24 protein-coding genes and 1 pseudogene are annotated in these 24189 nt (G+C 70.7%); 7 read left to right on the forward strand and 18 right to left on the reverse strand.

The window, feature by feature from the left end; all coding sequences use genetic code 11:
• From ACI2L3_RS34015 to ACI2L3_RS34035, 5 genes are all read left to right on the forward strand, one after another.
• A partial coding sequence (locus ACI2L3_RS34015) for a helicase associated domain-containing protein (protein ID WP_404756274.1) occupies positions 1–235 on the forward strand: 235 nt, incomplete at its 5' end.
• Positions 235–1155, forward strand: coding sequence for a LysR family transcriptional regulator (locus ACI2L3_RS34020; protein WP_404756275.1), 921 nt, complete (start codon positions 235–237; stop codon positions 1153–1155). The genes ACI2L3_RS34015 and ACI2L3_RS34020, both read left to right, overlap by 1 nt.
• 1071 nt (positions 1156–2226) lie before the next feature.
• Positions 2227–3030 (forward strand): SPFH domain-containing protein, encoded by an 804-nt coding sequence (locus tag ACI2L3_RS34025; RefSeq protein ID WP_404756276.1) that lies wholly within the window; start codon positions 2227–2229, stop codon positions 3028–3030.
• Between the two features lie 11 nt (positions 3031–3041).
• Positions 3042–3911, forward strand: a complete 870-nt coding sequence (locus tag ACI2L3_RS34030) for a C40 family peptidase (protein ID WP_404756277.1) — start codon at positions 3042–3044, stop codon at positions 3909–3911.
• 207 nt (positions 3912–4118) lie between these two features.
• Positions 4119–4595, forward strand: coding sequence for an ATP-binding protein (locus ACI2L3_RS34035; protein WP_404756278.1), 477 nt, complete (start codon positions 4119–4121; stop codon positions 4593–4595).
• A gap of 216 nt (positions 4596–4811) precedes the next feature.
• Here ACI2L3_RS34035 and rfbB read toward each other — a convergent pair whose 3' ends face one another.
• The 16 genes from rfbB to ACI2L3_RS34115 form a co-directional block, all read right to left on the reverse strand.
• Positions 4812–5813: a dTDP-glucose 4,6-dehydratase gene (gene rfbB / locus ACI2L3_RS34040; protein ID WP_404756279.1), complete on the reverse strand. Its 1002-nt coding sequence runs from the start codon at positions 5811–5813 to the stop codon at positions 4812–4814.
• 63 nt (positions 5814–5876) lie between these two features.
• Positions 5877–6944: a glucose-1-phosphate thymidylyltransferase gene (locus ACI2L3_RS34045; RefSeq protein WP_404756280.1), complete on the reverse strand. Its 1068-nt coding sequence runs from the start codon at positions 6942–6944 to the stop codon at positions 5877–5879.
• Positions 6941–8002 carry a glycosyltransferase family 2 protein gene (locus tag ACI2L3_RS34050; protein WP_404756281.1) on the reverse strand — a complete coding sequence of 354 codons (1062 nt, stop codon included), beginning with the start codon at positions 8000–8002 and terminating at the stop codon, positions 6941–6943. The genes ACI2L3_RS34045 and ACI2L3_RS34050 overlap by 4 nt, the downstream gene beginning before the upstream one ends.
• A 6-nt stretch (positions 8003–8008) precedes the next feature.
• Positions 8009–8668 carry a LuxR C-terminal-related transcriptional regulator gene (locus ACI2L3_RS34055; RefSeq protein WP_404756282.1) on the reverse strand — a complete coding sequence of 220 codons (660 nt, stop codon included), beginning with the start codon at positions 8666–8668 and terminating at the stop codon, positions 8009–8011.
• Between the two features lie 361 nt (positions 8669–9029).
• Positions 9030–11558 carry a class III lanthionine synthetase LanKC gene (gene lanKC / locus ACI2L3_RS34060; RefSeq protein WP_404756283.1) on the reverse strand — a complete coding sequence of 843 codons (2529 nt, stop codon included), beginning with the start codon at positions 11556–11558 and terminating at the stop codon, positions 9030–9032.
• 51 nt (positions 11559–11609) lie between these two features.
• On the reverse strand, positions 11610–13301 hold the full coding sequence (mpaP, locus tag ACI2L3_RS34065) for a daptide biosynthesis intramembrane metalloprotease (protein WP_404756284.1): 1692 nt from the start codon (positions 13299–13301) through the stop codon (positions 11610–11612).
• Entirely contained in the window at positions 13298–14041 is a 744-nt protein-coding gene (locus tag ACI2L3_RS34070; RefSeq protein ID WP_404756285.1) for an ABC transporter permease, read from the reverse strand. The genes mpaP and ACI2L3_RS34070 overlap by 4 nt, the downstream gene beginning before the upstream one ends.
• Positions 14034–14771 (reverse strand): ABC transporter ATP-binding protein, encoded by a 738-nt coding sequence (locus tag ACI2L3_RS34075; RefSeq protein WP_404756286.1) that lies wholly within the window; start codon positions 14769–14771, stop codon positions 14034–14036. Before ACI2L3_RS34075 ends, ACI2L3_RS34070 begins: the two co-directional genes overlap by 8 nt.
• Positions 14768–14971: a hypothetical protein gene (locus tag ACI2L3_RS34080; RefSeq protein ID WP_404756287.1), complete on the reverse strand. Its 204-nt coding sequence runs from the start codon at positions 14969–14971 to the stop codon at positions 14768–14770. The genes ACI2L3_RS34075 and ACI2L3_RS34080 overlap by 4 nt, the downstream gene beginning before the upstream one ends.
• Before the next feature lie 136 nt (positions 14972–15107).
• Positions 15108–15266 (reverse strand): daptide-type RiPP, encoded by a 159-nt coding sequence (locus tag ACI2L3_RS34085; protein WP_404756288.1) that lies wholly within the window; start codon positions 15264–15266, stop codon positions 15108–15110.
• A 76-nt stretch (positions 15267–15342) separates the two neighbouring features.
• Positions 15343–15513 carry a hypothetical protein gene (locus ACI2L3_RS34090; RefSeq protein WP_404756289.1) on the reverse strand — a complete coding sequence of 57 codons (171 nt, stop codon included), beginning with the start codon at positions 15511–15513 and terminating at the stop codon, positions 15343–15345.
• A gap of 92 nt (positions 15514–15605) precedes the next feature.
• A complete protein-coding gene (mpaC, locus tag ACI2L3_RS34095; RefSeq protein ID WP_404756290.1) occupies positions 15606–16802 on the reverse strand; it encodes a daptide-type RiPP biosynthesis dehydogenase in 1197 nt (398 codons plus the stop codon).
• Positions 16799–18118, reverse strand: a complete 1320-nt coding sequence (gene mpaD / locus ACI2L3_RS34100) for a daptide-type RiPP biosynthesis aminotransferase (RefSeq protein ID WP_404756291.1) — start codon at positions 18116–18118, stop codon at positions 16799–16801. The genes mpaC and mpaD overlap by 4 nt, the downstream gene beginning before the upstream one ends.
• Positions 18115–18969, reverse strand: a complete 855-nt coding sequence (gene mpaM / locus ACI2L3_RS34105) for a daptide-type RiPP biosynthesis methyltransferase (protein WP_404756292.1) — start codon at positions 18967–18969, stop codon at positions 18115–18117. Before mpaM ends, mpaD begins: the two co-directional genes overlap by 4 nt.
• Positions 18966–20108 carry a daptide biosynthesis RiPP recognition protein gene (gene mpaB, locus ACI2L3_RS34110; RefSeq protein WP_404756293.1) on the reverse strand — a complete coding sequence of 381 codons (1143 nt, stop codon included), beginning with the start codon at positions 20106–20108 and terminating at the stop codon, positions 18966–18968. The genes mpaM and mpaB overlap by 4 nt, the downstream gene beginning before the upstream one ends.
• A gap of 11 nt (positions 20109–20119) precedes the next feature.
• The gene (locus ACI2L3_RS34115; RefSeq protein ID WP_404756294.1) at positions 20120–21058 is read right to left on the reverse strand and encodes an LLM class flavin-dependent oxidoreductase; all 939 of its coding nucleotides are present in this window, start codon (positions 21056–21058) and stop codon (positions 20120–20122) included.
• A 243-nt stretch (positions 21059–21301) separates the two neighbouring features.
• Between ACI2L3_RS34115 and ACI2L3_RS34120 the strand changes: the two genes are divergently transcribed.
• Positions 21302–22195, forward strand: a complete 894-nt coding sequence (locus ACI2L3_RS34120) for a glycosyltransferase (protein WP_404756295.1) — start codon at positions 21302–21304, stop codon at positions 22193–22195.
• Positions 22196–22421: 226 nt separating this feature from the next.
• On the opposite strand, the pseudogene ACI2L3_RS34125 reads toward ACI2L3_RS34120, so the two are convergent.
• Together ACI2L3_RS34125 and ACI2L3_RS34130 are read right to left on the reverse strand one after the other, a co-directional pair.
• Positions 22422–22796: pseudogene (locus tag ACI2L3_RS34125) on the reverse strand (Tn3 family transposase); the annotation flags it as partial.
• 42 nt (positions 22797–22838) lie between these two features.
• Positions 22839–23336 carry a hypothetical protein gene (locus ACI2L3_RS34130; protein ID WP_404756296.1) on the reverse strand — a complete coding sequence of 166 codons (498 nt, stop codon included), beginning with the start codon at positions 23334–23336 and terminating at the stop codon, positions 22839–22841.
• 339 nt (positions 23337–23675) lie between these two features.
• On the opposite strand from ACI2L3_RS34130, the gene ACI2L3_RS34135 reads away from it, so the two are divergent.
• Entirely contained in the window at positions 23676–24056 is a 381-nt protein-coding gene (locus ACI2L3_RS34135) for a hypothetical protein (RefSeq protein ID WP_404756297.1), read from the forward strand.
• Positions 24057–24189 lie beyond the last annotated feature (133 nt).

The raw sequence follows: 24189 nt of genomic DNA on the forward strand, positions 1-24189 counted from the left end.
GACGCCCGTGAGCGCCTTCGACAGGGGCATTGCGGCCCTGGCGCAGTACAAGGCCCGCACGGGCTCTGTGAGGGTCCCCAGGGGGCACGTAGAGGCGTTGCCGGACGGGACAGAGGTCCGGCTTGGGGTGTGGGTCATGAACCAGAAGACCCGCCGAACCAAGCTCACCACCGACAAACTCACCACACTCGCCAACCTCGGACTCGAATGGGCAGCCGCGGAAGGAGCGGTGTGATGGCCTCGCGGAGCGATGAGCAGCGGGTGCAGGAAGACGCCAGGCTGGGGTCGCTGCGCCGTGCGGCGGAGGAACTGCATTTATCGCAGCCGGCGCTGAGCGAGACACTCCGCAACCTGGAGCGGGAACTGGGAGTGGAGCTTTTGGACCGCAAGCGTTCCGGAGCGAGGATCAGCCACGAAGGGCGTGAACTCCTGCCGCACATCGCCGTGCTGGAAGCGGTCGGCCGGCTGCGCCAGGCGGCCGACGAGCAGCACTACATCAGCCGCACGCTTCGGCTGGGTACGGTCAACGCGGTCACGGTCATGCTCCTGACTCCGGCCATCCGTGAGTTCCGCGCCGCGCATCCGTCGATTCGGGTGGGAGTGGTCGCGGACCGGCAGGACGGAATCCAACAACTCCTCGCCGAGGGCGGGTTCGGCCTCGGACTGGTCAGCTACCTCAGAGACGACGATCTTCCGCCTGGCCTGCACACTACCGAACTGCTGCGCGGGCGCCCCATCGTCTGTGTCCGCCCGGACAGCCCGCTCGCCGCGCTCAAGGCGGTCACCGTCGCCGACCTGCTGGCCCGGCCGTTGATCATCATGCGATCCGGTTATGTCATGTACCGCTACATCCACCGGCTTCTCAACGGTCATACGCCGTCGTTTTCATACTCGGCCGACGGCGCCGAAATGGGCAAGCTGATGGTCGCCGAGGGGCTCGGCGTCGCTGTGTTGCCCGACTACAGCGTGTTCGGCGACCCGTTGGAGCGCAGCGGCATGATCACCTGCCGCCCGCTGGCGGACCACACCACCGAGCTCTGGGTGATGATCCAGCGGCGTCATGCGCACTCGGTCCCCACGGCGGCCCGGGACCTACACGCCATACTCGTACGCCGGGCCGCGGAACGGCGCACGAGTCAGTCTGCTGGTGCGTAGACAGGCCCCGCCGGCGTTGGCCGGCAACGGGTCGGCGTCCTGTGGGCCATGCTCCGCGACGGAGTGTGCCACCAGGTACCACCAGCCGTTACGCCGGCGGCTCGGCCAGTTGCTAAACCGCTCTGTGCCGGGCCGAGTTGGGTCCTGTTGCCATGGGGCGAAGTAGCCGTAGCCCCTGTCCCAGGGCGAGAAGTCATGCGGCTGCGTTGAGCAGCTCACCGGACTCATGCGGCGCCTCGTGCTCGAGCAGCAGGGCCGCCACCGAGCTGATCGCCGGCGCCTACGGCATGCCTCACAGCCCGCGCTGACACAGGACAGGCAGCCTGGTATACGCGGGTGGCCACGATGACGGCGTCGGTCTGGGCTCCCAGGCTCACGGCGCGGGCGAGGAGGCGTCGTGGGGGGGGCCGTGGCGAGCAGCGCTGCCGCGGACAAGCTGTGCGGTGTGAGTACGTGGGTCCGGTGGCCGCGGGTCAGGAGACCCGAGGCGGTGTGCTCGGCCGGGAGGGCGCCTTCGCCGGGAACCCGGGCGTGACATGTGACGCCACCTCAGAGACGAAGGTCCCTGGGATCAGGGACCTTCGGCGGCAGTCGATCACGTTCGATCCGGGAAGCACCGGAGTTAGTCAGTGATCATCTGTCATGGCGTCAGGAGACACTGTGCGTGCCTTGGGCGCCCGCTGGGAGTGTGCTGTGCCGATACCTGAGCCCCAAGCCGTTGAGAAGCAGTCTGGAACCGAGCCGGGAACTCACCCGGCAGGGACGACCGCTGAGGCCGGAAGGACGGCCGGTGCGGGCGGCCAGGTCACGAGAACCGCCGAGCCCGTCGTGCGGAAGTACCACTCGGTCCCGATGGGCTCCCTCTTCCGGGGCGCCGAACCGGTGGAACAGACGCCCGCTCCGGCCCCGGCGCCGACCTGCGCCGTCAGGACGCGTCGGCCCGTACCACCTCCTCGGCCCGAAAAGGATCTCGTCGAGCGGCGCGGGCCGGCTTGTTCCGGATGGTGGGCGGTGCTCTGCGCGCTCCTCGCGGTTGCCGGGGCGGGCGTATTGGTCTGGTCCGGGGGGCTCGTGCCCCTACGGCTGGCGGAGCTGCTGCGGCTGCCCGAGCGGTCCGCGGACGGGCTCTTTCTCTGGCAGTGGGCCGCCGTCGGCGGCTGCGGAGTGGTCGCGCTGCTCGCTCTGGGCGGGCTCACCCGGGGCCGGGCCGGCTCCGCGTGGGCTCTGTCGCTGTTCGGCCGCTACCGGGGCAGCGTCCGGCGCACCGGCCTCGTATGGATCAGCCCGTTCATGCTGCGCCGTCGAGTGGACGTACGGCTGCGGCACTGGCGCAGCGAACCGATGGCCGCGGTCGACGCGCAGGGCGTGGAACTGCGGGTCGTGGTGCTTGTGGTGTGGCGGGTCGTGGACACCGCGCGGGCGCTGCTCGCCGTCGACGATCACGCGGCGTATCTGCGCGAGCAGGTCGAAGCGGTGACCGCGCGGGTCGTCTCGCAGCTGCCCGCCGACTCCTTCGACGCCTCCTCCGAGGACGCCGAGACCCTGCGGGACGCCGAGGCGGTCGGTGACACGCTCAGCCGGATCCTGGCGGCCGAGTGCCGGGCGGTCGGCATCGAGGTGTTCTCGGCGCGGCCGACGCGGATCGAGTACGCGCCCGAAGTCGCGGCCGCCATGCACCGCCGGCAGATCGCCGCGATCGACGCCAGGCACCGTGAAAGCGTGCTGACCTCTGTGCTTGATGCCGTCGACGACACCGTCAGCCGGCTCACCCGGCGGGGGCTCGTCGCACTCGACGACTACGAACGGAAGGCTCTGGTCAAGGACTTGACGGTGGCCTTCTACACGGCGCGCGGCAGCGCTGTGGACACTCGCTGAAAGGAATCTCTGTGCGGACACCCGAATTCACCGAGGAGACACCCGTCGACTGCGCCTGCCCGGCCTGCACGGCACCCTCCTCGGCCACTCGTGCTGACCGGCGCTGCACCATCCGCGGCGCCGTCGTGGCCGCCGTCGGAGCGGCCGTCCTGGCCGGCGCCACCGCCGGCACCGCCTCGGCCGAACCGGCCCCGAGCCACGCCGGCTGGGACGGCTCCAGATACTGGTACAAGGACGCCACGGGCTGGTGGCGCTGGACGTCCCATTATGACAAGTACGCCGCGCACTCCGGCGGCTCCGGGAACTCCCGCGAGGCATCCGGGGGCTCGCCGTCCGGCCGGGCCTCCTCATCGGAGCCGACGTTCCGGGGCGGCGGCGGTTACGACGCCGTCGACGGGGTGTACTGGTACCGGAAGGGCGGTCACTGGTACTGGACCAGCCACAAGTGGAAGTACGAGCGGTACCGAGGCGGTTCGAGCTCTTCGGGCGGTTCTTCCGGTTTCGGTGCTCCTGTGCGGTATGGCACCGAGGCTGCCGTCAGCTTCGCCATGGCCCACCTCGGCGACACCTATGTCTGGGGCGGCAACGGCCCGCGCGGATGGGACTGCTCCGGCCTGGTGATGGCTGCCTACCGCCGCGCCGGGATTTCGCTGCCCCGGGTGGCCGCCGACCAGTACCGCGCCACCGCCCCGGTCTCCCGCGGTGACCTGCGCCGCGGAGACCTGGTGTTCTGGAGCGGCAACGGCGGCTCGTCCGGCATCCACCACGTGGCGATCTATCTGGGCAGCGGCCAGTACCTGGAGGCCCCGCGCCCCGGCAAGCGGGTCCGGATCTCCTCCTTCGACTGGTACGACCCGAACATGTACAGCCGGGTGCGTTAAGGCCGTTCTCCTCCGCGGGGTCCTCCGGGCGTCGCTGTCGGCGCCTGGACGGAGGGCCCGTGCCTGGCGGACAAAGGTCCTCGTTCCCTCCGGCCCTCCGCCTCTACCATTGAACGGTAAACTTTATATGTTCGGGGGAAAGGTAAGGACATCTGCAAACGGAAGAGCGTTATGCCGAACTCCTCAGCTTCGACACCTTCCTGGCGCATGCCGCTACCGCACACCCCTGCCGCAGCCCCCATCGCCCGGACCCTGGTCCGTGCGGCTCTGACGGCCTTTCCCCGTACGGAGCCGGGGCTCGGTCATGACCGGCCCCGGCCCTCCCCCACGGACCGCGATCTCGCCGAGCTCCTCACTGCCGAACTGGTCGCCAACGCAGTCGAGCACACCTCTCCTCACGCCCCTCTCGAACTGGTCCTGGAAGTGCTGCCCACGAGCTTGCGAGTCGAAGTCCATGACCACGACCCGACTCCCCTGCCAGGGCTGACGGGGGCCGGCTCACCTGAACACCGCGATCCGCTGAGCGAGCGAGGCCGCGGCCTGTCGCTCGTCCGCGAGCTCAGCTCATCGGCCGGCTGCCGGACCACCGAACTGGGCAAGGTTGTGTGGTTCAGGCTCTCGCTGGCACCTGGCAGCCGCACTCGCGTGACTCGGACGAGCTCGCGTGAGAAAGAAGCCGGCTGAACCGCGCGCCGCATGCGTACGGTCATGCGAAAGCCTCGACCGATCGAGAACGCCTCGCGGCATCCGGGCGCGGCCGGTCCATGGCTGCGGTGCAGGCATCGAGGTCGGTGAGGCCCCGTTCCCCGGGGGGTCGGCGCGCCGTGGTGCGCCGACCCGCCGGGGTGCCGGACACGTCCTGTCCGGAAAGGCCGCCGGCTCCGGTGACGAGTCAGATGGTCACCGTCCGCCCGGCGTCTGCCGCGCCTCGACGAGCGGCTCCCACCATGCTCGGTGGGTGCGGTACCAGTCCACGGTGGCGGCGAGTCCCTCATCGAAGGCGTGGCGGGGCGCGTAGCCCAGCTCGTCGCGGATCTTCGACCAGTCGACGCTGTAGCGGGCGTCGTGGCCCGGCCGGTCGGCGACGTACTCGACGTCGTCCCAGTCGGCTCGGCAGGCGGCCAGGATGCGCCCGGTGAGCTGGCGGTTGGACAGTTCCTGTCCGCCGCCCACGTTGTAGACCTCCCCGGGCCGCCCGTCTTCGAGGACCAGGCGGATCGCGCGGCAGTGGTCGGCCACGTGCAGCCAGTCGCGGATGTGAGCGCCGTCGCCGTACAGCGGGACGGGCCGGCCGCGCAGCAGGTTGGTGATGAACAGTGGGACGATCTTTTCGGGGAACTGGTAGGGGCCGTAGTTGTTGGAACAGCGGGTGACACGGACGTCGAGGCCGTGCGTGCGGTGGTACGCCAGCGCCAGGAGGTCGGAGCCGGCCTTCGAGGCGGAGTACGGGGACGCGGGTGCGAGCGGGTGGCTCTCCGGGCATGATCCGGCCGGGACGGATCCGTAGACCTCGTCGGTGGATATGTGCAGGAACGTGACCGGGTGCGGGGCGCGGACGGCGGCTTCGAGGAGCGTCTGGGTGCCCAGGGCGTTCGTGGCGGTGAAGGCGCGGCCGCTGCCGATGGAGCGGTCGACGTGTGATTCGGCGGCCAGGTGCACCACGGTGTCGTGGTCGGCCATCAGCGCGGTGACGCACTCGGCGTCGAGGATGTCGCCGTGTACGAACCTCAGGCGCGCGTGGTGCGCGGCGCTGCCCAGATTGGCCCGGTTGCCGGCGTAGGTGAGGGCGTCCAGGACGGTGACGGCATCCGGTCCGGGGCCGTCGCTCGCGTTCGGGGACAGCAGCGACCGGACCAGGTGGGAGCCGATGAATCCGGCGCCTCCGGTGACGAGGACTCTCATAGGGGCGGGCGTCTTTCGTAGCGGGGGTTTCAGGGGGCGCGGGCCGGTGTGGGGGCCGGCCTCTCAGACTGCTACTTCGATTCGGCTGTGGTCTCCCAGCACCAGCCGGTGTGCGTGCGGCCTTCGTACGGTGCCGGCGATGCGGACGGAGCGGCCGATGAGGGAGCCCTCCACGCGGCCCGCGTGCTCGATGCGCGAAGCGCGCAGCACGATGGAGAACATGATCTCGCTGCCGTAGACGGTGCAGTTCGCGTCGATGGATGTGGACGGGCCGATGTAGCTGTCGCGGATGACCGTGTCTGCGCCGATCAGCGCGGGGCCGACGATGCGCGATCTCTCGACTTGGGCGCCCTTCTCGATCCGCACCCGGCCCACCAGTTCGCTCGCCGTGTCGACGCTGCCCGCGATCTCGGGGGAAAGGTCTTCCAGGACACAGCGGTTGACCTCCAGCATGTCCGCGACGTTGCCGGTGTCCTTCCAGTAGCCGGTGATGGTGGTCGCGCTGACGGTTCGGCCGTGGTCGACGAGCCACTGCACGGCGTCGGTGATTTCCAGTTCGCCGCGTGGAGAGGGGGTGCAGGCGGCGACGGCTTCGTGGATGGCGGGCGTGAAGAGGTAGATCCCCACCAGGGCGAGGTCGCTGCGGGGGCGGGCGGGCTTCTCCTCCAGGCGCGCCACCCGCCCTTCCTCGCCGAGTTCGACCACGCCGTAGAGGGAGGGGTTCGGGACCCGGGTCACCAGGATGCCCGCGTCGGGGCGCTTGGTCCCAAAGGCCCGCACCACGTCGCTGATGCCGCCGATGACGAAGTTGTCCCCGAGGTACATCACGAAGTCGTCCTCGCCCAGCCAGTGGCGGGCGAGGCGTACCGCGTGCGCGAGACCGAGCGGGCGTTCCTGCTGGAGGTAGGTGACGTGGGCGCCGAACCGGGAGCCGTCGCCGAGGGCAGCGCGGATCTCGTCTCCGGTCGATCCGATGACCACGCCGATGTCGGTGATGCCTGCCGCGACGATGGCCTGGATGCCGTGGAACAGCACGGGCTGTCCGCCGACGGGCACCAGTTGCTTGGCGGTGGTGTGGGTCAGGGGCCGGAGTCTGCTGCCGGTTCCGCCGGCCAGGAGCAGGGCCTTCACCGGGCACCAGCGGAGACGGCCGCGGCGGTGCTGTCCGCCAACTCGCGCAGCAGCAGGGCCAGGCGGGAATGTACGGTGCGGACCAGGCGTGCGATCCGCTCGGCGTGGGCGGCGTCGGCGCACCGTACGGGCTTGGCGAGGACGAAGGAGCGGCCGCGCCGGGTCAGCACCAGATCCGCTTCGTGGGGCGCGGTGTCCGCCATGGCATCGACCAGGGCCGGCAGCACGTCGCCCCGTGCCCCCAGGGGTTCGACGAAGTCGCCGGATGCGGCGAGGCGTTCCAGCCATGCCTCGCAGTCCTTGCGGTGTGCGGCGCGCAGTGCTGCCGCGTGGCGCCGGTCGGCCACCGCCCGCAGTGCGCTACGGGCGCGGGCCGGGTCGTCGAAGGCCGCGACGGGCACATGGTGAAGGGCCGGGATCCGGTGCCTGCGGGTCGAGGCATCGTCGAGGATCACCGTGGTGGGGTGGGCGACGGTGGTGAAGCGTTCGCCCGCGTCCGTCAGCCGCAGCCACAGGTCCCAGTCCTCCATGCCGGCGCCCGCACGCCAGCCGCCGACGCGTTCCGCAACTCCCCGCCGGTGGGCGACCCGGGACGGTTCGAAGATCGCACCGAGGATCTGGAACTCGGGGTGCCAGCACATCTCGTACGGCTGGGAGACGGCCGTGGTCGTACCGTCGGCGGCACGCAGTTCGAAGCCCGTGGCCACGAGCGTGGCGCCGGAGTCGATGGCGGTGAGCACCGCGGCCAGATGGCCGGGGTGCCACTGGTCGTCGTGGTCGAGGTAGGCGATGACGTTGCCGCGTGCCTGTGCCAGGGCGATGTTGCGGGGTTCGGCGGGGTGGCCGTGGTGTGCGGTACGCGTCAGGCGGATGCGCGGGTCCGCCGCGGCGGCTGCGCGTACGTGGGTGTCGGTGTCGTCGGTGCTGCCGTCCGAGATCACGATCAGTTCCCAGTCCCGTACGGACTGCGCCCGAACGGAGTTCAGGGTCTGTGTGATGGCCGCTGACCGGTTGAAGGCGGGGCAGACCACGGAGACACGTGGGGCGGGGGCTTGCATGTCCGTTCACCTTCCGCGCGCGGGGCGAGCACCGAGGCTAACGACGGCTGGCCGCACCGGCTTCCGCCGTCGGTCGGGGTCCGCCCCCGTCTGCGGGCGGGCAGGCAGGGCGGGGCCCGTGCCGCCCGCGGCGCGCAGGGCGTCCACGACGCCCCTGGAATGCATCAGGGCCGCGAGCTGTGCGCGGTCGCGGCACCGCAGCTTCTGCAGCACATTGGAGACGTGGAACTTCACGGTGGAATGTCCTATGACGAGTCGCTGAGCGATCTCCGAGTTGGACAGGCCCTGTGCCACCAGGAGAGCGATGTCCCGCTCGCGGCCGGTCAGCCGGTCCATGCAGTCGGCCGGCTGCGCCTGCCGCCGTTCCTGTACCGGCATGCCCGCCAGGACGCGCGGCACCAGTTCGGGCGAGAGCCAGCCGCGCCCGCTGAGCACCTGGGCCACCGCGTCGACGAAGCCCTGGTCGGGGTCGTCGCGGTCGATGACGCCCCTCGCCTTGCGTACGTACGGGGACTTCCAGAACGTGTCGTCAGCACCGTCCACCACGACCAGGAAGGGCCGCTCGCACCAGGGTGGTTGCGGATGCCGGGCAAAGGATCCGGATTCGACGAGAATGACATCGGCGGCAGATCTTTCGGCAGCAGGGGACAGCTCCCAGTCAATCACTTGCCACCCCTTTGAAGTGAGCACATCGGTTAATCGGCGCTGGAGCGACGGCGTGGCAGTGACAAAGGCTATACGTTCCACACTTCCCGGTCTTTCTTGTTGCCTGGAGCCCGGGCCGGATGGCACTCACAACTCTCGCATTGCCGATATGAAGCAGCAGGCAGGGGGCGATGTACTGGTTCGGGCCGAACCCTCGGTTCCGCGCGGAGGCGCCGGAATCGGCCCTGGGGTACTCGGAATTCTGCCATGCCCGGAGTCCATTCAGATCTCCGAATCGGGGGCGCAAGGAATTTCCTGTGCGGTGATAAGGATTCCCTTTCACCGCGGCCCCTGCCCCGTGCCTCGCGTCATGGCGGCGCGGTCACAGGAACGGGTGCCCCGAGCTGTCGTCGCCGAGTGCCGTGTCCAGCACGCCCAGGATGCCGGCGGTTCCGGTGGCCAGGTCGGTGGAGACCCGCAGGCACTCGGTGCCGAGGAAGGCGGGGCGGTTCTTGAGGCGTACGGCGTGCAGGCCGAGCCCGTCGAGATGCCGGCGTACCGCTTCCTGGTCGGGCCGGCCGTCGGACAGGCGCAGGAGTGTCATCAGGACCCCGGCGCGGCCGTGGAACAGTCCGCCCTGCGCGGTGAACGACAGCGCCGTGGCCCGCAGGATCGCGTCGTGCGCCTCCAGCAGTTCCGGCCGGGTGCCGTCGAGCCGGGCGAGCAGGTCGTGCAGCACGATGCCGGTGCCCCCGCTGCCGCCCGCGAACAGCGGCAGCCGCCCCGCGGCGTCCTCGGCGAATGTGCCCTTGCGCCAGCCCAGCCCCGCCAGGTCGGCGCGCACGCGTCGCTCGGCCGCTGCCAGCAGGTCGGTTTCACCGCTGTGTTCGTACATGCGCAGCAGGAACAGTGCTCCACCGGCCGGGCCGCGTACCAGCCCGTACGCCGCCGGGTCGGCCGCGGGCCGCTCCAGCATGCGGGCGGCGAGGCCGTGTGCCACGGCGAGCAGGTCTCCCTCGCCCGTACGTAGTGCCAGGTCCAGGTGGGTCAGACCGATTCCGGCGAGTCCGTCGTGGAGGCTGTCGTCGGCCCGGTCGAGGTCGGCGGGCGTGATGCGGCCCAGGAGTTCCTGTGCCTCCTCCTCGCGCCCCAGGTCGGCCAGGGTGTGGGCGATGCCCGAGAGTCCCCGGTGAAAGCCCGGCGGGGGTTCCTCGGCCGACCGTGCGGTGGTGGTCAGCCAGTCGAGGTGCTCCGGCGGTACCCGCGTCCCGGTGTGGTGCAGGGTCCACAGGACACCGGCCGCGCCGTACGCGAAGGCCGCTCCGCCCAGGGAATCCACGAACTGTTGGGCGTCGCCGGGAAACAGCCGGTCGGTGCGCTCCGGGGTGGCGGCGTCGAGGATCCCGTCACGCAACTCGCCTCGCAGGGCGGGCCATTCGTCGGGGCGGGGCGCAGGCCAGAGGGGCTCTTGCCGCGCCGTGGGCACGGTCGGGGCGAGGGCGGTCCCCAGATCGGCGTACACCTTGGCGGCGAAGTCGTCGGGCAGCGGATAGTGCGCGGCCAGCAGGTCCAGGAGCTGTGCGGCCTTGTGGTGCGGGGACCACGTCAGCGCCCCGGCCAGCGGGGCGAACACAGCCAGGCGCAGGCAGCCCAGTGCGTAGCGGTCGACGGCACGTCCGGTGTATCCGACGGGGGCCATGAAGCCGACCGCCCCCATGTGCTGGGCGGACTGGCTGTCCGTGTCGCTGGCGGTCTCGAAGTCGATGAAGGTGACCGTGCCGTCCTTGTCGACGAGGACGTTGCCCGGGTGCAGATCGCCGAAGACGACACCGCGCTCGTGCATGCCCGCGACGCCCGCCTCGATCTGGTCGAGCACCCGCAGGGCCCAATGGGCGTACTCGGCGAACCGGGCGTGATCCCTGCTGCCGCGGACCAGCGGGTTGCGCCGGGTCATCTCCTTCGAGAGCGGTGTTCCCTCCGCGTAGGCGCGGATCAGGTAGTAGTGCTCGTGCCCCTTGCGGTGGTCGATCAGTTCCGGGACGCACGGCGCGCCCCGCAGCCGCTCCAGGGCGCGGTGTTCCCGGCCAAGGCGGGTGACGGCGTCCTGGCCGTCGCCGTCGAGTCCGGCGTACGGGCGGGCCTCCCGGATCAGCACATCGCGGCCGTCGCGCGTGTCGACGCCCCGGTACACGCCGCCGCCGTTGGAGAAGTGCAGGGCGCGGGTGACGCGGAACGGGAAGTCCCGCAGGACGCCGGAGTTACGGTCGGCGACCGCCTCGCGCAGGCAGTCGGGCAGCGTGACCCACTCGGGCGGCCGGAAGCCGGGGCCCCGCCGGTCGGGCACGAGTTCGCCGTCCGGGTTCTCGATGCAGTACACGCTCTCGCCGGAGGAGGTCCGCTTCGCGCGCAGGACGAAGCCGCCGTAGCGCACATACAGCGGGCCGGAGCGCCAGCGCAGATCACTGAGGATGTACGGGCCCGGCTCGCCGTGCAGCAGGTCCCCCAACTCGGCGAGTACGCGGGCCAGGTGCGTCTCGTTGAGCGGGTAGATCGTCACGAACTTGCCGCTGCCGCCGCGATCGCCGTACTTGCCGTTGCGCCGCTTGAGCACCCCCGGGCCGCGCAGGAACTTGAACATCACCCGCTCGGTGGTGCAGTACTTCGCCACGGTATCCAGCACGTGCTCGGCGTTGTCCGGCGTCGCCGAGACGTGGATCTTCCAGCCCTGCGCCGGGAGGCGGGGCTCCGGCGGTGCGAGGACCACCCATTCCGGGCCGATGGTGCGGGTCCAGCCGTCGGGCGGCTCGGCACCGCTCAGGGGGTAGTCGGCCTCGGCGGCTCCGCGAGCGGTGGGCACGTCGAAGTAGGGGGTGCCGGGCGGGCAGAACTCCAGGTACCCAATGATGTCCATGATCTTCTCCGCTCCGGAGGAGCAACGCGGTGAATGCGGTGGAGGCCGGACTCAACGCCAGGCGGGTGCGATGTAGTTGAGGTAGAGCCAGGTGCCCAGGGGGCGGTTTCCGGCGGCCACCCGTGCCGTGCCCACCTCGTCCGGTTCACCGGTGTCCACCCGCAGGGGAACGTGGTAGGCGGGCACGGGCACGGTGTCGCCCTCACGCACGGGCACGAACGCCGACAAAGGTGCTGTGCCGTGCTGCGCGGTGGGCGTGGTGATGTGCGCGGTGGCGAGATCGGTATGGGTGACCGCGCCCCGGCGTTCGAGAGTGACCTTCGCTCCCTCGCGCAGGGCGGCCCGGTCGGCTGTCGCGGGCAGGGTGAGCGTCGTGCGTCCTGCCTTCGTGACGTAGCCGCCGGTGATCGTGTATGACACGGGCACGAAGGCGGCCGCGGCCGCCACGGCACCCGCGACGAGCAGCCAGACGACTGTGATCCGGCCGGTGCGGGCGCCCGCGTCCCGTGCCTGCCGGGTCAGCCGACGGGCCCCGGTCCAGGCGCGGTGCCCAAGAGCGCACACACCCGTGAGGATCAGCGTGGCGCCGATGAGCCCGGTGCCCTGGATGAGGCCGAGCCAGAGCGAAGCGGCGAGGGCGATCAGGTAGAGCGGGAAGACCATGGAGGCCAGGCCGAACGGCACCGACCACCGCAGTCGCGGGAGTTCGCGGGTGTATCCGGTGCCGCCGAAGAGGGCCTTGGCCAGGAAGGAACGGGCGTCCGTCATGGTCCGGTCGCGCAGGTGCGGCAGGTCGAGACGGCTCATCAGGGCGATGTAGCCGTCGAGTTTCACGAACGGCAGCAGATTGAGCAGGCCCGTCGTGTACGTCAGGACGGCGAAGACCAGGACGGTGTCCCAGGCGTCGAGCACCCCTCCCGTACCGCCGGCCGCCCACGCGGTGAGCGCAGCGGTACCGGCGATGACCATCTGGGTGGCGATGCCCGCGGCGGCCACCTGGACGCGCTGTCGGCGGTGTGGCAGCCGCCAGCCGTCGGAGACGTCGCAGAAGAAGGCGGGCATCAGGTAGAACAGCATGACGCCCATGCGGCTGGGCTTGCCGCCGTGGTGCGTCAGGACGACGCCGTGCCCCAGCTCGTGCAGCGCGGTGGTGGCGACCGAGGCGCACGTCAGGGCGATGAGGTGGCTGAGCGGCAGCGGCTCCCCGAGTGCCCGGGACACGTCGGGGGCGTGCAGTGCCAGGGCCAGTGCGCCACCCACGGAGAGCGCCAGGGCGAGGCCCGCGCCGGTCCGGCCTGCCAGCGCGCCGAGCTGCGGCGTCAGACGCCGCAGCAGGCGCTCCGGTCTGACCACGGTGAACTGGAACGTCAGTGGGGGCACGTAGGTGAACCGGGATCCGCCGCGGTGGCGCCTGGCTCCGTCTTCGAGCAGCTTCATCCGGTCGAGGCGCTCCACGGCCCGTGCGACATCGCTCTCGCGCCATGGCGGCCCCAGCGCCTTCACCAGAGCGCGGTGGTCACGGGCGCCGTCCATCGACCGCAGCAGCCGCACGATGTCGGCGCCGACCCTGATGTAGTGCTGGGACCCGCGCTGGACCAGCCAGGGTGTGCCTTCCTTGAGGGGCTCGTGCACCTGGAGGTCGGGAGCCGGACGCGGGCGCGCCAGCAGGGCGGCCCGCTCCTCGGGGGTGGGTGCGGCCGCCCTGCCGCGGAGGCGGGCCGGCAGCGTGCCGCCGGGCTTCACAGCACGTCCCGGCGGTGCAGGAGCCAGTGGGCCGCGCACCCGGCGGCGGTGAGCCAGCCGGCGATCACCAGGAACGCCCAGGGGGCACCGAGCAGTTCGGGCTTGCCGTCGCGGTACACCGAACTCATGGCGATGGTCATGGTGAACTTGCCGACGGCCGGTGCCGCCGCCAGCAGTGCCTCGTCGACGAACAGGCTCAGTCCGAGAACGACGGCCACCGCGGCGGCCTGTTTGCGCAGGATCCAGCCGATCAGGGCGCCCCACGGCGCGGCGAGCACCGTCACCACGAATATGCCGACCAGGGTGAGCGTCGTTTCCCGCGTCCACACCGGGTCGTGCCGGGTGCCCCGCAGGAAGATCCACGGTGAGAGGGCCGCGCACCCGGCGGCCAGCAAGCCGAAGGCGACTCCCATCGCGGTGCCGACGGCGAGCTTCGCCCCGAACAGCCGGGTACGGCCGCCGCTGAGCAGGACCGACCGGCCGATCGTGCCCGCCTGGTACTCGCGACTGACGTAAACGGTGCCGAGCAGCGCGGAGAGCACCAGCATGGCGAGCCAGCACCGCACCAGTTGGTCCGTGACGTCCTGGATGGTGGTGGTGCCGTTGGCGATGCCGGCGTCGGCGCCGGTGGCGTAGCCGCCGGCGGCCAGGACGCCCAGCACGAGGCCGATCAGGGCCATCGACCAGGCGGCCCGCCCCGACCAGATCTTCGCCCATTCGGCGGCCAGCAGATTACGCATGGGCGCTCTCCTCGGTCGTGGCGACGTCGACCAGCTCGAAGAAGCGGTCTTCCAGCCGGATCTCGCCGCCACAGGTGAGGTCGTGCAGGGAGCCGCTGTAGCGCAGGGAGCGCTGGATGACGACGACGTCGTCGACGGTCTGTTCCACCTCGGCCAGCAGGTGGCTGGAGATGAGGACCGTGCGTCCTTCCTCGGCCAGGGAGCGCAGGAAGGTGCGCAGCCAGCGGATCCCGTCGGGGTCGAGGCCGTTGGCGGGCTCGTCGAGGATGAGCAGTTCGGGGTCGGCGAGCAGCGCGGATGCCAGGGCGTGGCGCTGTTTCATGCCGGTGGAGTATCCGTTGGCCTTGTGGTCGGCCCGGTCGCCGAGACCGACCTGTTCCAGGACCTCGTCGGCGCGGTGTGCGGGCAGGCCCAGCATCCGTGCCCAGATCCGCAGGTCACGCCGTCCGCTGAGGCCGGGCAGGGTGCCGATGCCGTCCATGCTGACGCCGATCCGGTGGGCGGCGTGCGGCAGTTCGGCGTAGTGGTGGCCGAAGACGGTGGCCCGGCCCGCTGTGGCAGCGGTCAGTCCCAGCAGCATGCGCAGGGTGGTTGTCTTGCCCGCGCCGTTGCGGCCGAGCAGGCCGACGATCCGGCCGGGGCTGACCGTGAAGGTGACGTCCTGGACGGCCGTGACCTGGCCGAAGTTCTTGGTCAGTCCCGTGCAGGTGACGACCGGGGCGCCGCTCATGTCTTCCTCTCCGCGCGCGCGTTGAACGCCAGACGGATGACGCAGCCGAGCAGAGCGAGCGTGAGGACGCCCCGCCCGATGTCGGCCGCAGTCCCGCTGAGCGCCGTCTGGCAATAGGCTTCCCCGCAGATCAGTAGCGCAATGGCAATGGCGATCCGCTGGTTGGCCCTGGTTCGTGTTCGGCTCTGTTTCTTGGACATGCCTTCCCTCTGGGTTGCTTGGCCCGCGCCTCATGACCGCGGGCCCGGTCGCGGGTGGGTCAGCTGCCCGCGTTCGGGGTGGCCCCTCCGCCCGCGGCCACGGCTCGGGGTGTGACCGCGGGCGGAGGGGTGTTGCTCAGGTGGCAGCGATGGCGACGGCGCCGTAGACGCCGCTCACGGCGACGGACACCGTCACACCTTCCTTGAAGTTGTCCCAGACGCCAGGGGCCTCCATGGCCTCCAGCTCCTGCATGTCCAGCTCCAGCGCGGGCATGTCGGGGGTGTGCTCCTGCATGTTCTTCACCTCCTCTGCGAGGACTCGTGACGGACCGGTGGTTCCGGCGGCCGTGCTGCGACGGCTCGGACCGGGATCAGGTCAGGACGGTGGCCACGACGCTGTATGTGACAGCGCCGCCTACGGCGGCGCCGCCGACGTAGCTGGCGATGTCCCCGATGCCCGGGGCCTCCATGGCCTCCAGCTCCTGCAAGCCGAGTTCCAGCGCGGGTGTGATGCCCTGCGCGGCGTTCTCGGTCGTGTGCATTTCTCTCACCTCCTCGTGGGTGGTTCCTCCAGGGCAGCCCTCGTCGCACACCTGGGCCTGCGACGAGGGGAGCCTGTGGGCGGGCCTTGTTCTTACGACGTCCCGTTGCGGGTGGCCCGGCGCAGCAGGTCTGTGATGTCGGTGCTGGTGAGGCCGTCGAGCATCGGCAGTCCTGCGCCCCAGGCGCGCAGCGCCCGCGCCGAGACGGCCTTCAGCTGGGCGTCGTCGGCCGTGAGGCGACGGTCCACCTCCCAGGCATCGGCCAGCTGGGCCACGCCGGTGGCCGGGTCGGCGGACAGCTCCCGTGGCCCGTTGGTCCGCAGCGCCTGCCACAGGCCGGCGAGGCGGCGTGCGGAACCGAGCCGGGTGTCGCCGTCGGTGACGGCCCGCCACAGAGGCGGCAGGAGCGCGGCGACGGCCGTCATCTTGCGGACGCCGAGAACCGATGACAGCTCGTTGGCGAGGTACCAGCCCTTGCTCGCGTACGGCGGACGTCCCAGCACCACCCAGCCCGCGTGGCTGAGTCCGCTGACCTTGGCCGTCTCGGCGCGCAGCCGGGCGTGTCCGGCCCCGTCCCCGGCCGCCCGTGCCGCGCGCAGCTCCCAACCGAGCTCTACCGCACGCAGGGCCAGAGCCCGGGCCAGCGCGTCCTCGGTGGGGGCATCCGTGTGGTCACCCGCGTACAGCCCAGCCAGACGGAACACGACCTCAAGGACGCCTTCCGCGACGAGTTCGGGCGGCAGGGTCGACGTCGCCAGCGGGTCGATCACCGCCACGTCCGGGGTCAGCGACGCGCCCATGACGAGCCGTTTGGCGCCGGACATGGTCAGACAGGCCACCGAGCTGGACTCGGAGCCGGTTCCGAGTGTCGTCGGTACGGCTACGAGTGCCGCGCGGGCCGACACCGGAACGGTCGGCAGCAGCACCAGACCGCTGCGCTGGGGTGCGGTGAGCCTGGCCCGTGTCGCGGGAGCCGCGTTCAGCAGCACGGCCAGCTTGGCCTGGTCGAGCAGCGAGCCGCCGCCGACCGCGACGACGAGTCGTGTCCCGGACAGGCGGCGCGCCAGTGCCGTCACCTCCGGGAGTTCACCGGAACCGGTGAGTTCGACGGTCGCGACGGCATGGCCGGTCCGGGCGAGCTGTTCCCGGACGAGGGCGGTCACCGGAGCGTCGGCCACCGCTCCGTCGACGACGAGCGCGCTGACGCGTTCCGCACGGCCGCGCAGCCACGGAGCCAGACCGTCGCAGCCGTACATCATCAGGGTCGGGCAGTGCCAGCCGAGGGTCATCTCCCTGCCTGCGCTTTCTGTGCCGTTGTCGCGTAGGCGGTCAGGCCCGTGCGGACGCACTGCATCAGCTCGGCCAGTTCGGCCTCGGTGTAGGTCAGTGCCGGGACAAGCTGGATGCCGTGCGGCCCGGGGTGGACGACGGCGCCCGCGTCACGGATCGCGTCGACGAGTGCCGGCACCTCCGTGCGCGTGTGCAGGGCCGAGCCGTCGGCCCCGCACACGCGCACGGAGCGGAAGCAGCCGGTCCCGGTGGTCGCCGACACGTGGGGGTGCTCGGCGACCAGCCGCCCGAGTTCGGCGTCGAGCCGGTCGGCGAGGCGTCGGCCGCGTGCCACCGCGTCCAGGCGGCGCATCTCGTCCAGCGTCGCCAGGATCGCGGCACAGGTCACCGGTGTACCGGCTTGCGTCTCCCCATGCGTCACAAGGGCGCCCGCCGTCGCGAACACGTCCGCGACCCGCTGCGAGACGACCACGACGGCGGCCGCGCAGGTGCCGTTGGTCAGGCCCTTGGAGGCGACGAGCAGGTCCGGCCGGCCGGGCCAGCGCTGGGAGGCGAAGAAGCTGCCGGTGCGGCCGAACCCGGTGGCCACCTCGTCGGCCACCAGCAGGAACCCGTGGGTATCACGCAGTCGGCACAATTCGGCGACGTAGGCGTCGTCCAGCGGTACCGCTCCGGCGCCGAGCACCGGTTCGACGACGACCGCGGCGATCTGTGCGCCTTGCCGCTCCAGGAGGGTGGCCAGCTCGGCCGGTTCGTTCGGCGTGACGTGGCGCACCAGCCGCTGGTCGACTCCATACAGCCGCTGTCCCAGGTCCTCACCGGTCAGGGAGAACGAGCCGTAGGTCAGGCCGTGGTAGCCGCCGCGGAGTCCGACCACGATTTTGCGCCGGGGCGCGCCGCGCAGTGCGTGGTACTGCCGGGCCAGCTTCATCACCAGGTCGTTGGCCGCACCGCCGGACGTGGAGAACAGCACCTTGCCGTAGTGCTCGGCGCCGCACACCTCTACCAGTGCCGCCGCGGCCCGGCGGGCGTAGAGGTTCTCGTACCGGAACACGCTCAGGTACGAGGCGTCGCGCAGGGCCTGGGCAGCCGCGTCCGCGATCACGGGGTTGCCGTAGCCGAGGTTGGTGTTCCACAACCCGCTGGTCGCGCACAGCAGTTGGCGGCCGTCCGCGAACCGGATGCGTGCTCCTTCGGCGGCGACCGCGCACAGGTCGTCCCTGCCGTACCGGCCGGGTGGCAGCAGGGACGGCCACAGGGCGGTGGTTTGCCTGGCGGCTGCGGGAAGCCGGCGTTGCGTACCGGTGGTGCTCATGCTGTGGCCTCCATTTCGAGCAGGACGTCGCGATGACGCGTGCCGCCCGTGGACAGCGGGTGGCGGGCCACGAGCGACAGTCCGGCGGCGGCCATCTCATTGATGAGCAGGTCGGCGGGGAGGATCGCGATGGAACTCGCGAAAATCCGCACCGGGCCGTGCGGCACGGTGTCGGGGTCGGCCGGGAAGACACTGACCGTGCGGACCGGGGCGCCGCGGGGCCAGTACTCGTGCATGCGGTACGCACGCCCGCTGGCGCCGGAGAGCGCATAGACGCGCTCGTCGGGACCGGTGGCCGTGCCGCCGTCGCCGTCGCCGGTGAGGGCGTCGTCCACGGTGGAGATCAGGAACCGCCCGCCCGGAGCGAGGTGCTCGCGCACGGCCGTGAACAGCCCTGCCCTGCCCGGTGCGTCCAGGAGCGACACGGACGTCGTGCCCAGGACGATGGTGGCGAAGCGCTGCCCCAGTGCGAAGCGGCTCATATCGGCGCGCACCGTGCGGCAGCGTTCGCGCAGCCGCGCGGGGGCCGCGGCGAGCCGGTCGTGCAGGACGTCAAGCATGCCCGGTGCCAGTTCCAGCGCGGTCACAGCGCGTCCCACGGCGAGCAGGGGCAGTGTCAGCCTGCCGGATCCGGCGGCGAGTTCGAGGATCGGGCCGGAGGCTTTCCTGACCAGGCGGACCAGGTCCCGCACCTCGTGCGCGTCATTCGCTGTGATGTCGTGGTAGACCGCTGAGCCGTGCTCGTCGTACAGGTCGTGCAGTTCGGCCCGCTCGCCGAGTTCTGCCAGCAAGGTGCCCGCTCGTCCCGGCAGTGGGCCGGTCCCGGTGGCCAGGTCGGCGCAGGACGTCATGTCGCGGCTCCCGCCAGCGCGTCTTCGGTGCCTTCCGGCGTACCGCGGGAAGGCACCAGCCGCACTCCGGCGGCCGCGAAGCCGCGGAGCGCCTCGTCGAGCAGCGCCCGGTCCGTGAATGCCGATGCCGAGGCGGGTGAGCCGCAGACCAGCAGGGCCTCCACCGCTTCACCTGCCGCACGGTTGATCCGGAACGTCCGGCCCCGCGTCCGGACGAACGCGGCGTCGTCCGTCCACAGCAGCAACGGGGCAGCGGCGTCCTGGCAGTCGGCTCCGGGCGCGCCGCACCGGGCAAGCGCCGCGGTGAGCCGTCCGCCGAAGCCCGATACCCGGACCTCCGACTCGCCTCGTGTCCGCAGGTCACGCACGGCCTCGATCGCCGCCAGCCAGCGTCCGATCCAGGGACGGGCGAGCAGCTCCCGGACGCGCAGGGTGTCGTCGACGGTACCGCCGAGGTCAGTAGCGCCCGGCAGAGCGCTGAGCGCGCTCGTCTCGCGCCACTGTTCGGTCACGGCGCCGAACAGGCGGGGGCCCCGGTCGATGCGTCCCAGTTCCAGGCCGCTCGGTCCGGTGCTGATGGTGCCGTCGGCCCGTACGTACAGCCGGGTATGCGGGCCGTCGTCGGCGTGGCCGCCTCCCAGGGCGGTGACATCGGCGAGTTGGACGGCGGGGTCGGTCACGAACGAGGCGAACGTGCCCTCGCTGAACGCGGTGTCGGCGTCGGCCAGGAACGCCTCGAAGTCGGCGTCCTCCATGACCCGGACGAGCGTCGCCCCGATCACCGACAGGTAGGCGGATGTGCCGTAGTCCTGCGTTTGCAGGAAGAACGAGTCCGCGTCCTCCTCCAGCACGAAGTCGCCGCCGGGTTCTCCCAGCGTGCCCTCGTACCCCATGACGAATACCCCGCGTCCGTCCGCGTCGGCCGGGGCTCCCGGGGCTCCCGGGGCGAAGACGGCCGAGCCGGGACCGACGAGGTCGGAGGCGAGCACAGCGGTCAGGTGGGCGTCGCTCTCCAGGACGACCGTGGCACTGGCCTGCGTGGCGGTGTGGGCCGCACGCGGCAGCGGCTGCCCGGTCCCCCAGGACATCAGGTGCCGTCTGGCCAGAGAAAGCCGGTCCCCGCTCACCTTTTCCACCATTTCCGTCTCCATCATATGAGGGCGCCCAGGATTGTCTTGAGGTCCCTCAAGGCAGCTTTAGGCCCGTATGCGTTGCACACGCCCGTGAGGTTCAGAATGATTTCGCCGACACCGGCCTTACGGTATTCCGAAAGACCGCTCACTACCTCGTCGATATTGCCGTGCACAAATGCACCGCCATCGATGATTCGACGTGCCGCAGCCGACGGGTCAAGGCCGGTGATGTCGATTCCGGCCCTCTTCAGCATGTCGATGTAGTGCGGGGCCTGCATATGGGCCGCATTACTGGCGATCACCATGTCCGCGGGCGCCCGGTCCGGCCGGTCGAGGGCCACCGGCACGATCGCCGAGAGACGAGGCGCGGCCCGGGCACAGGCGGCCGCGCCCTCGCGCAGCGCGGGCAGCACGGCGTTCTCCAGGTATGACGCCGGGGTCAGCCAGGTGATCGCGACGTCCGCGATCTCACCGGCCAGCCGTGCCATGCCCGGACGCAGTACGCCGAGGCCGAGCTCGATCGGGGGTGCGATGGCGGGGCCCATCCGTGCGTGGCAGGTGAAGTACTCGCCCCGCACCTCCACCTGGGCTTCGTCGAGCAGCCCGCGCACGATGGCCAGGTACTCCCGCACCGCGGTCAGAGGGCTGCGGTACGGGGCGCCCATGAGACTGCTCTGGAAGGACCGGCCCCCGGGCCCGAACCCGGCCACCACCGGCTCACCGGTGGCCAGGGCGAGCGAACGCACTTGGTGGGCCGCCTCGTAGGGGTGCCGAAGCGGCATGAGGGTGACCCCGAGTCCGGTCGGCACCCGGAAGCCGGCGCCGGCCGCGGAGGCGAAGCCCTGGAACGGCTCCACCAGCATGGCCTGCCCCTGCCACAGCCGGCGCGCCCCGGTCCACTCCACGAGCGCGGCGTACGGCAGCAGTTGCTCCGGCCTGCGCGGCAGGAACGGCATGAGGACCGAGTACTCGGTCATATCCTCTCGGACCTCCTGATGTTGCGTACCGGTGACTCGGTGCTCCGGCCGCGCGGACACTTCGATGGGCGCCGTGGCCGGTATGTCCCCTGCGCCGGCCGATATGGGGAAATCTAATGTCTGAGGCATACGGAAGCCCCCTCCGTGAGACCGGTTGCCCCCATACCGCAGACGGGGCGAGCGACCTCACGGAGGGGCGTCGGATCATTTGATTCCGCAAGAATGGCCAGGAAACCGGGCGCGAGCATAGCCTCACGCCAAGAAAAGCACTGCCGCCCCCGGCCGCCGCATCCCTCACGTCCACTGAATCCGCTACTAATCCGCAATGGAAAGGTCTGCCCATGCCCCGTTTCTCGGTCGTCTGCCCTGCGTACAACAGGGGTCCTGCGGTCCGCGGACCGTCATGGCCATCCCAGCGGCCCGGGCAACCTGGCCCTGGCACGCGCCCGGGGCGAGTACGTCGCCTACCTGGATCACGACGACAGGTGGCTTCCCGAGCACCTGGCCGTGCCGCTGACCGCCTTCGACCAGGGGGCCGAGGCCGTCGCCACCGGCAACGTCACGGTCGACCGCAACGGCCTCCGCACAGCCGCCTCCACCCCCCTGGACATGTGCTGGCACCCTGAATTCCAACTCATGGTGCCGCTGTTCGAGCCCTCGCGGGTGGCTCACCGGCGTGGGCTCGACGACACGGGAACCCGTCGCCACTGCACGGCCCGCCCGCACCGGCTACCGCTTGTCGTGCTCGACGATCCACGCGCGGCACGCCGCCTGTTGCAGTCGCTCCACGATCCCGCCAGGGACGCGGAGCTACGGGCGGCCTGCGCACGGGATCTGCGGGCGTGGTTCCAACGCACCTGCGCCACTGCGCAGTTCGTTCGCCCCAACGGCTGGCAGGGCGACTTCCTGCCAGGAATTGACCGTATGGTCCACGGCCTGGAACCTCTGTGGCCCGACCTCGTGGTCGTCCCCCACCAGGGCGGTGGATACGCCCTGTCCCAGCGCCTGTGGTGCACGATCCGCGGCCACGCCATGCACATCCGCGCATTGGCATACAAGGTGTATCGGGAGCAGCTCGCGCTGCTCCCGGCGTGGGGAAGCCGCGGTGGTTCCTGATTTTGTGGGCATGATGCCGGAAGGGCCGGCAGAGGGCGTCAGTCGCGGTGGGCCCGGGACCATGAGGTATCGGCAAGGTGGTGGCGAAACAGCTGCAGGTCAGTGAGTGTTCGGTGCGACGCCGGCGCCGCGCCTGGCAGGGCGGCGGGGCTGGCTGTCTGCGTCCCAGGGGTTCGGCGGCCCGGCCCAAGCTGAGCGAGAAGCTGTTGGTGGTACTGGAGTCGGAGAGGCAGCGCAGCAGCCGCACAGTGCGGATGACACGGCCGACCTCGTGGAAGGCCGTGTACGTGGCGTTCTTGCGCGAGCTCGCCCGCAGGCGCCGCAGCAGGGTGGAGGAGATGGCTCCTTCGCGCACCGAGGCGGCCACTCGCATCAGGTGCCGGAACTGGGACTCGAACAGGTCGAAGTCGATGATTTGCGGCCCAGCTCCCCGAACAGGGCGTCGATGTGCATGTGCTGCGTCTGCTTGGCGCGCCGCCAGTGCAGCCAGAGCCCCGAGATGGTCATCGTTGGTCAGCTTGGCATCTACAGCTCCCGAGGCTGGGCCGATCCGCCACGTGCGACGGCGTTTGCCTCGGAACTCCCCGGCTGCGAGAAACACTTCACAGCCTCACAAACTCACAGATCCCCGAGCCAGGCGCGGCTACGTTTCCTGGGTGTCGCCGCCGGTGGGCAGCTCCTGCTCGATCTCCCGTGCCGTCCGCATGAGTTCGAGGGCCTCGCGGCGCAACTGGCTGGCGCGCTCACGCAACTGCTTCACGCGCCGGCGCTGCTGCTGGGGGCTGAACGCATTGACGTACTGTCCGCGCGGGCCGGTCAGCAGTCCTTCGGCGATCAGCTGGCGTACGGCGGCCGCGGCTTCCTTGCCGCCGATGTCGAAGTGCTGGCCGATGTCGTAGCGGGTCATGAACCGCTCACCGGGCTCGTAGCTGCGGTGGATCGCAGTGCGCAGCAGCCGGTAGGCGCGCTCGCTCTCGGCTTCGTCGTGCCGACGCTGTACGGCCGTCGGCAGGCGGAGGTCCGCCGCGATCTCGGCCAGCGCGGGCAGATGGGTGCCCGGCTCGGTGCATGAGAGCCGCACCCAGCGGCGCACCGCCTGAACGTTGCCGTCACCCGCCACCACGTTGTCCGTCGTCTCCATGTCCGTGCCCCCTGTTCTCCGGTGGTCCTATGCGGGACCAGCCTGGTGGGTGGCGCGGCGCCACGAACTTGCCGGGGTTTGCCAGGGGGTGTTGTTGGTGAGCGGGGCCACGAGGGTCGCGTCCGGGGCGGGCAGGACGTCCGGTTGTGAGGGCAGCTTGTACTGCCAGCGGACCGGGTGACCTTGCTGGGTTCGCATAGGGATGCTGGACGTCAACTCGCCGCAGTACGCATGAGTTTGATGGCGCCCAGGATCTGGCTTGATCTTGTCTCGACCCCGGTGAAAGAGTGTTCGCGTATCTCTTGCGCCCGCATGTTTTCGCAGACAGGGACATTTGTCATGAGCACTCTCGGTATCGCCGGAAAGTCATCCGTCGCCGTGGCACTGGCCTGCGCAGCCACGCTGTTGATGCCGGCCACTCCGGCCGCCGCCTCGGACTGGGACCGGAACTGCTACAGCATCTCGGCCCCCTACAAGGGCATCAGCGAGATCATCGGCAAGGCCGGCAAGACCCGCAGCGGCTGCACGGATGCCACCATCTCCCTGCAGCGTCACCGCTGGTACGGCTGGGAGGAAGTGGACTGGACCCCACTTGAGAGCGGCACCAAGATGGCGTGGTGGACCTGCACGGGTTCCGGCACCTACACCTACAAGACCGTCGTAAGCGTCGACTACAACCTCGGCACCTACGAAAGCGCCGAACGTCGGCTGACCTGCTAAGACGCCATTCCATTCGGCCATTCGGCGGCGGCATACAAGGGTTGCTGCGATGGCGGTGATGTGCCTGGTTCACCCTCCGCCACCGCCGCTACCTGCACCGACTAGAACAGAGCACCGCGGCCGCCGCCATCGT

The sequence above is a fragment of the Streptomyces sp. NPDC029674 genome, assembly GCF_044903205.1.
GTDB lineage: Bacteria > Actinomycetota > Actinomycetes > Streptomycetales > Streptomycetaceae > Streptomyces.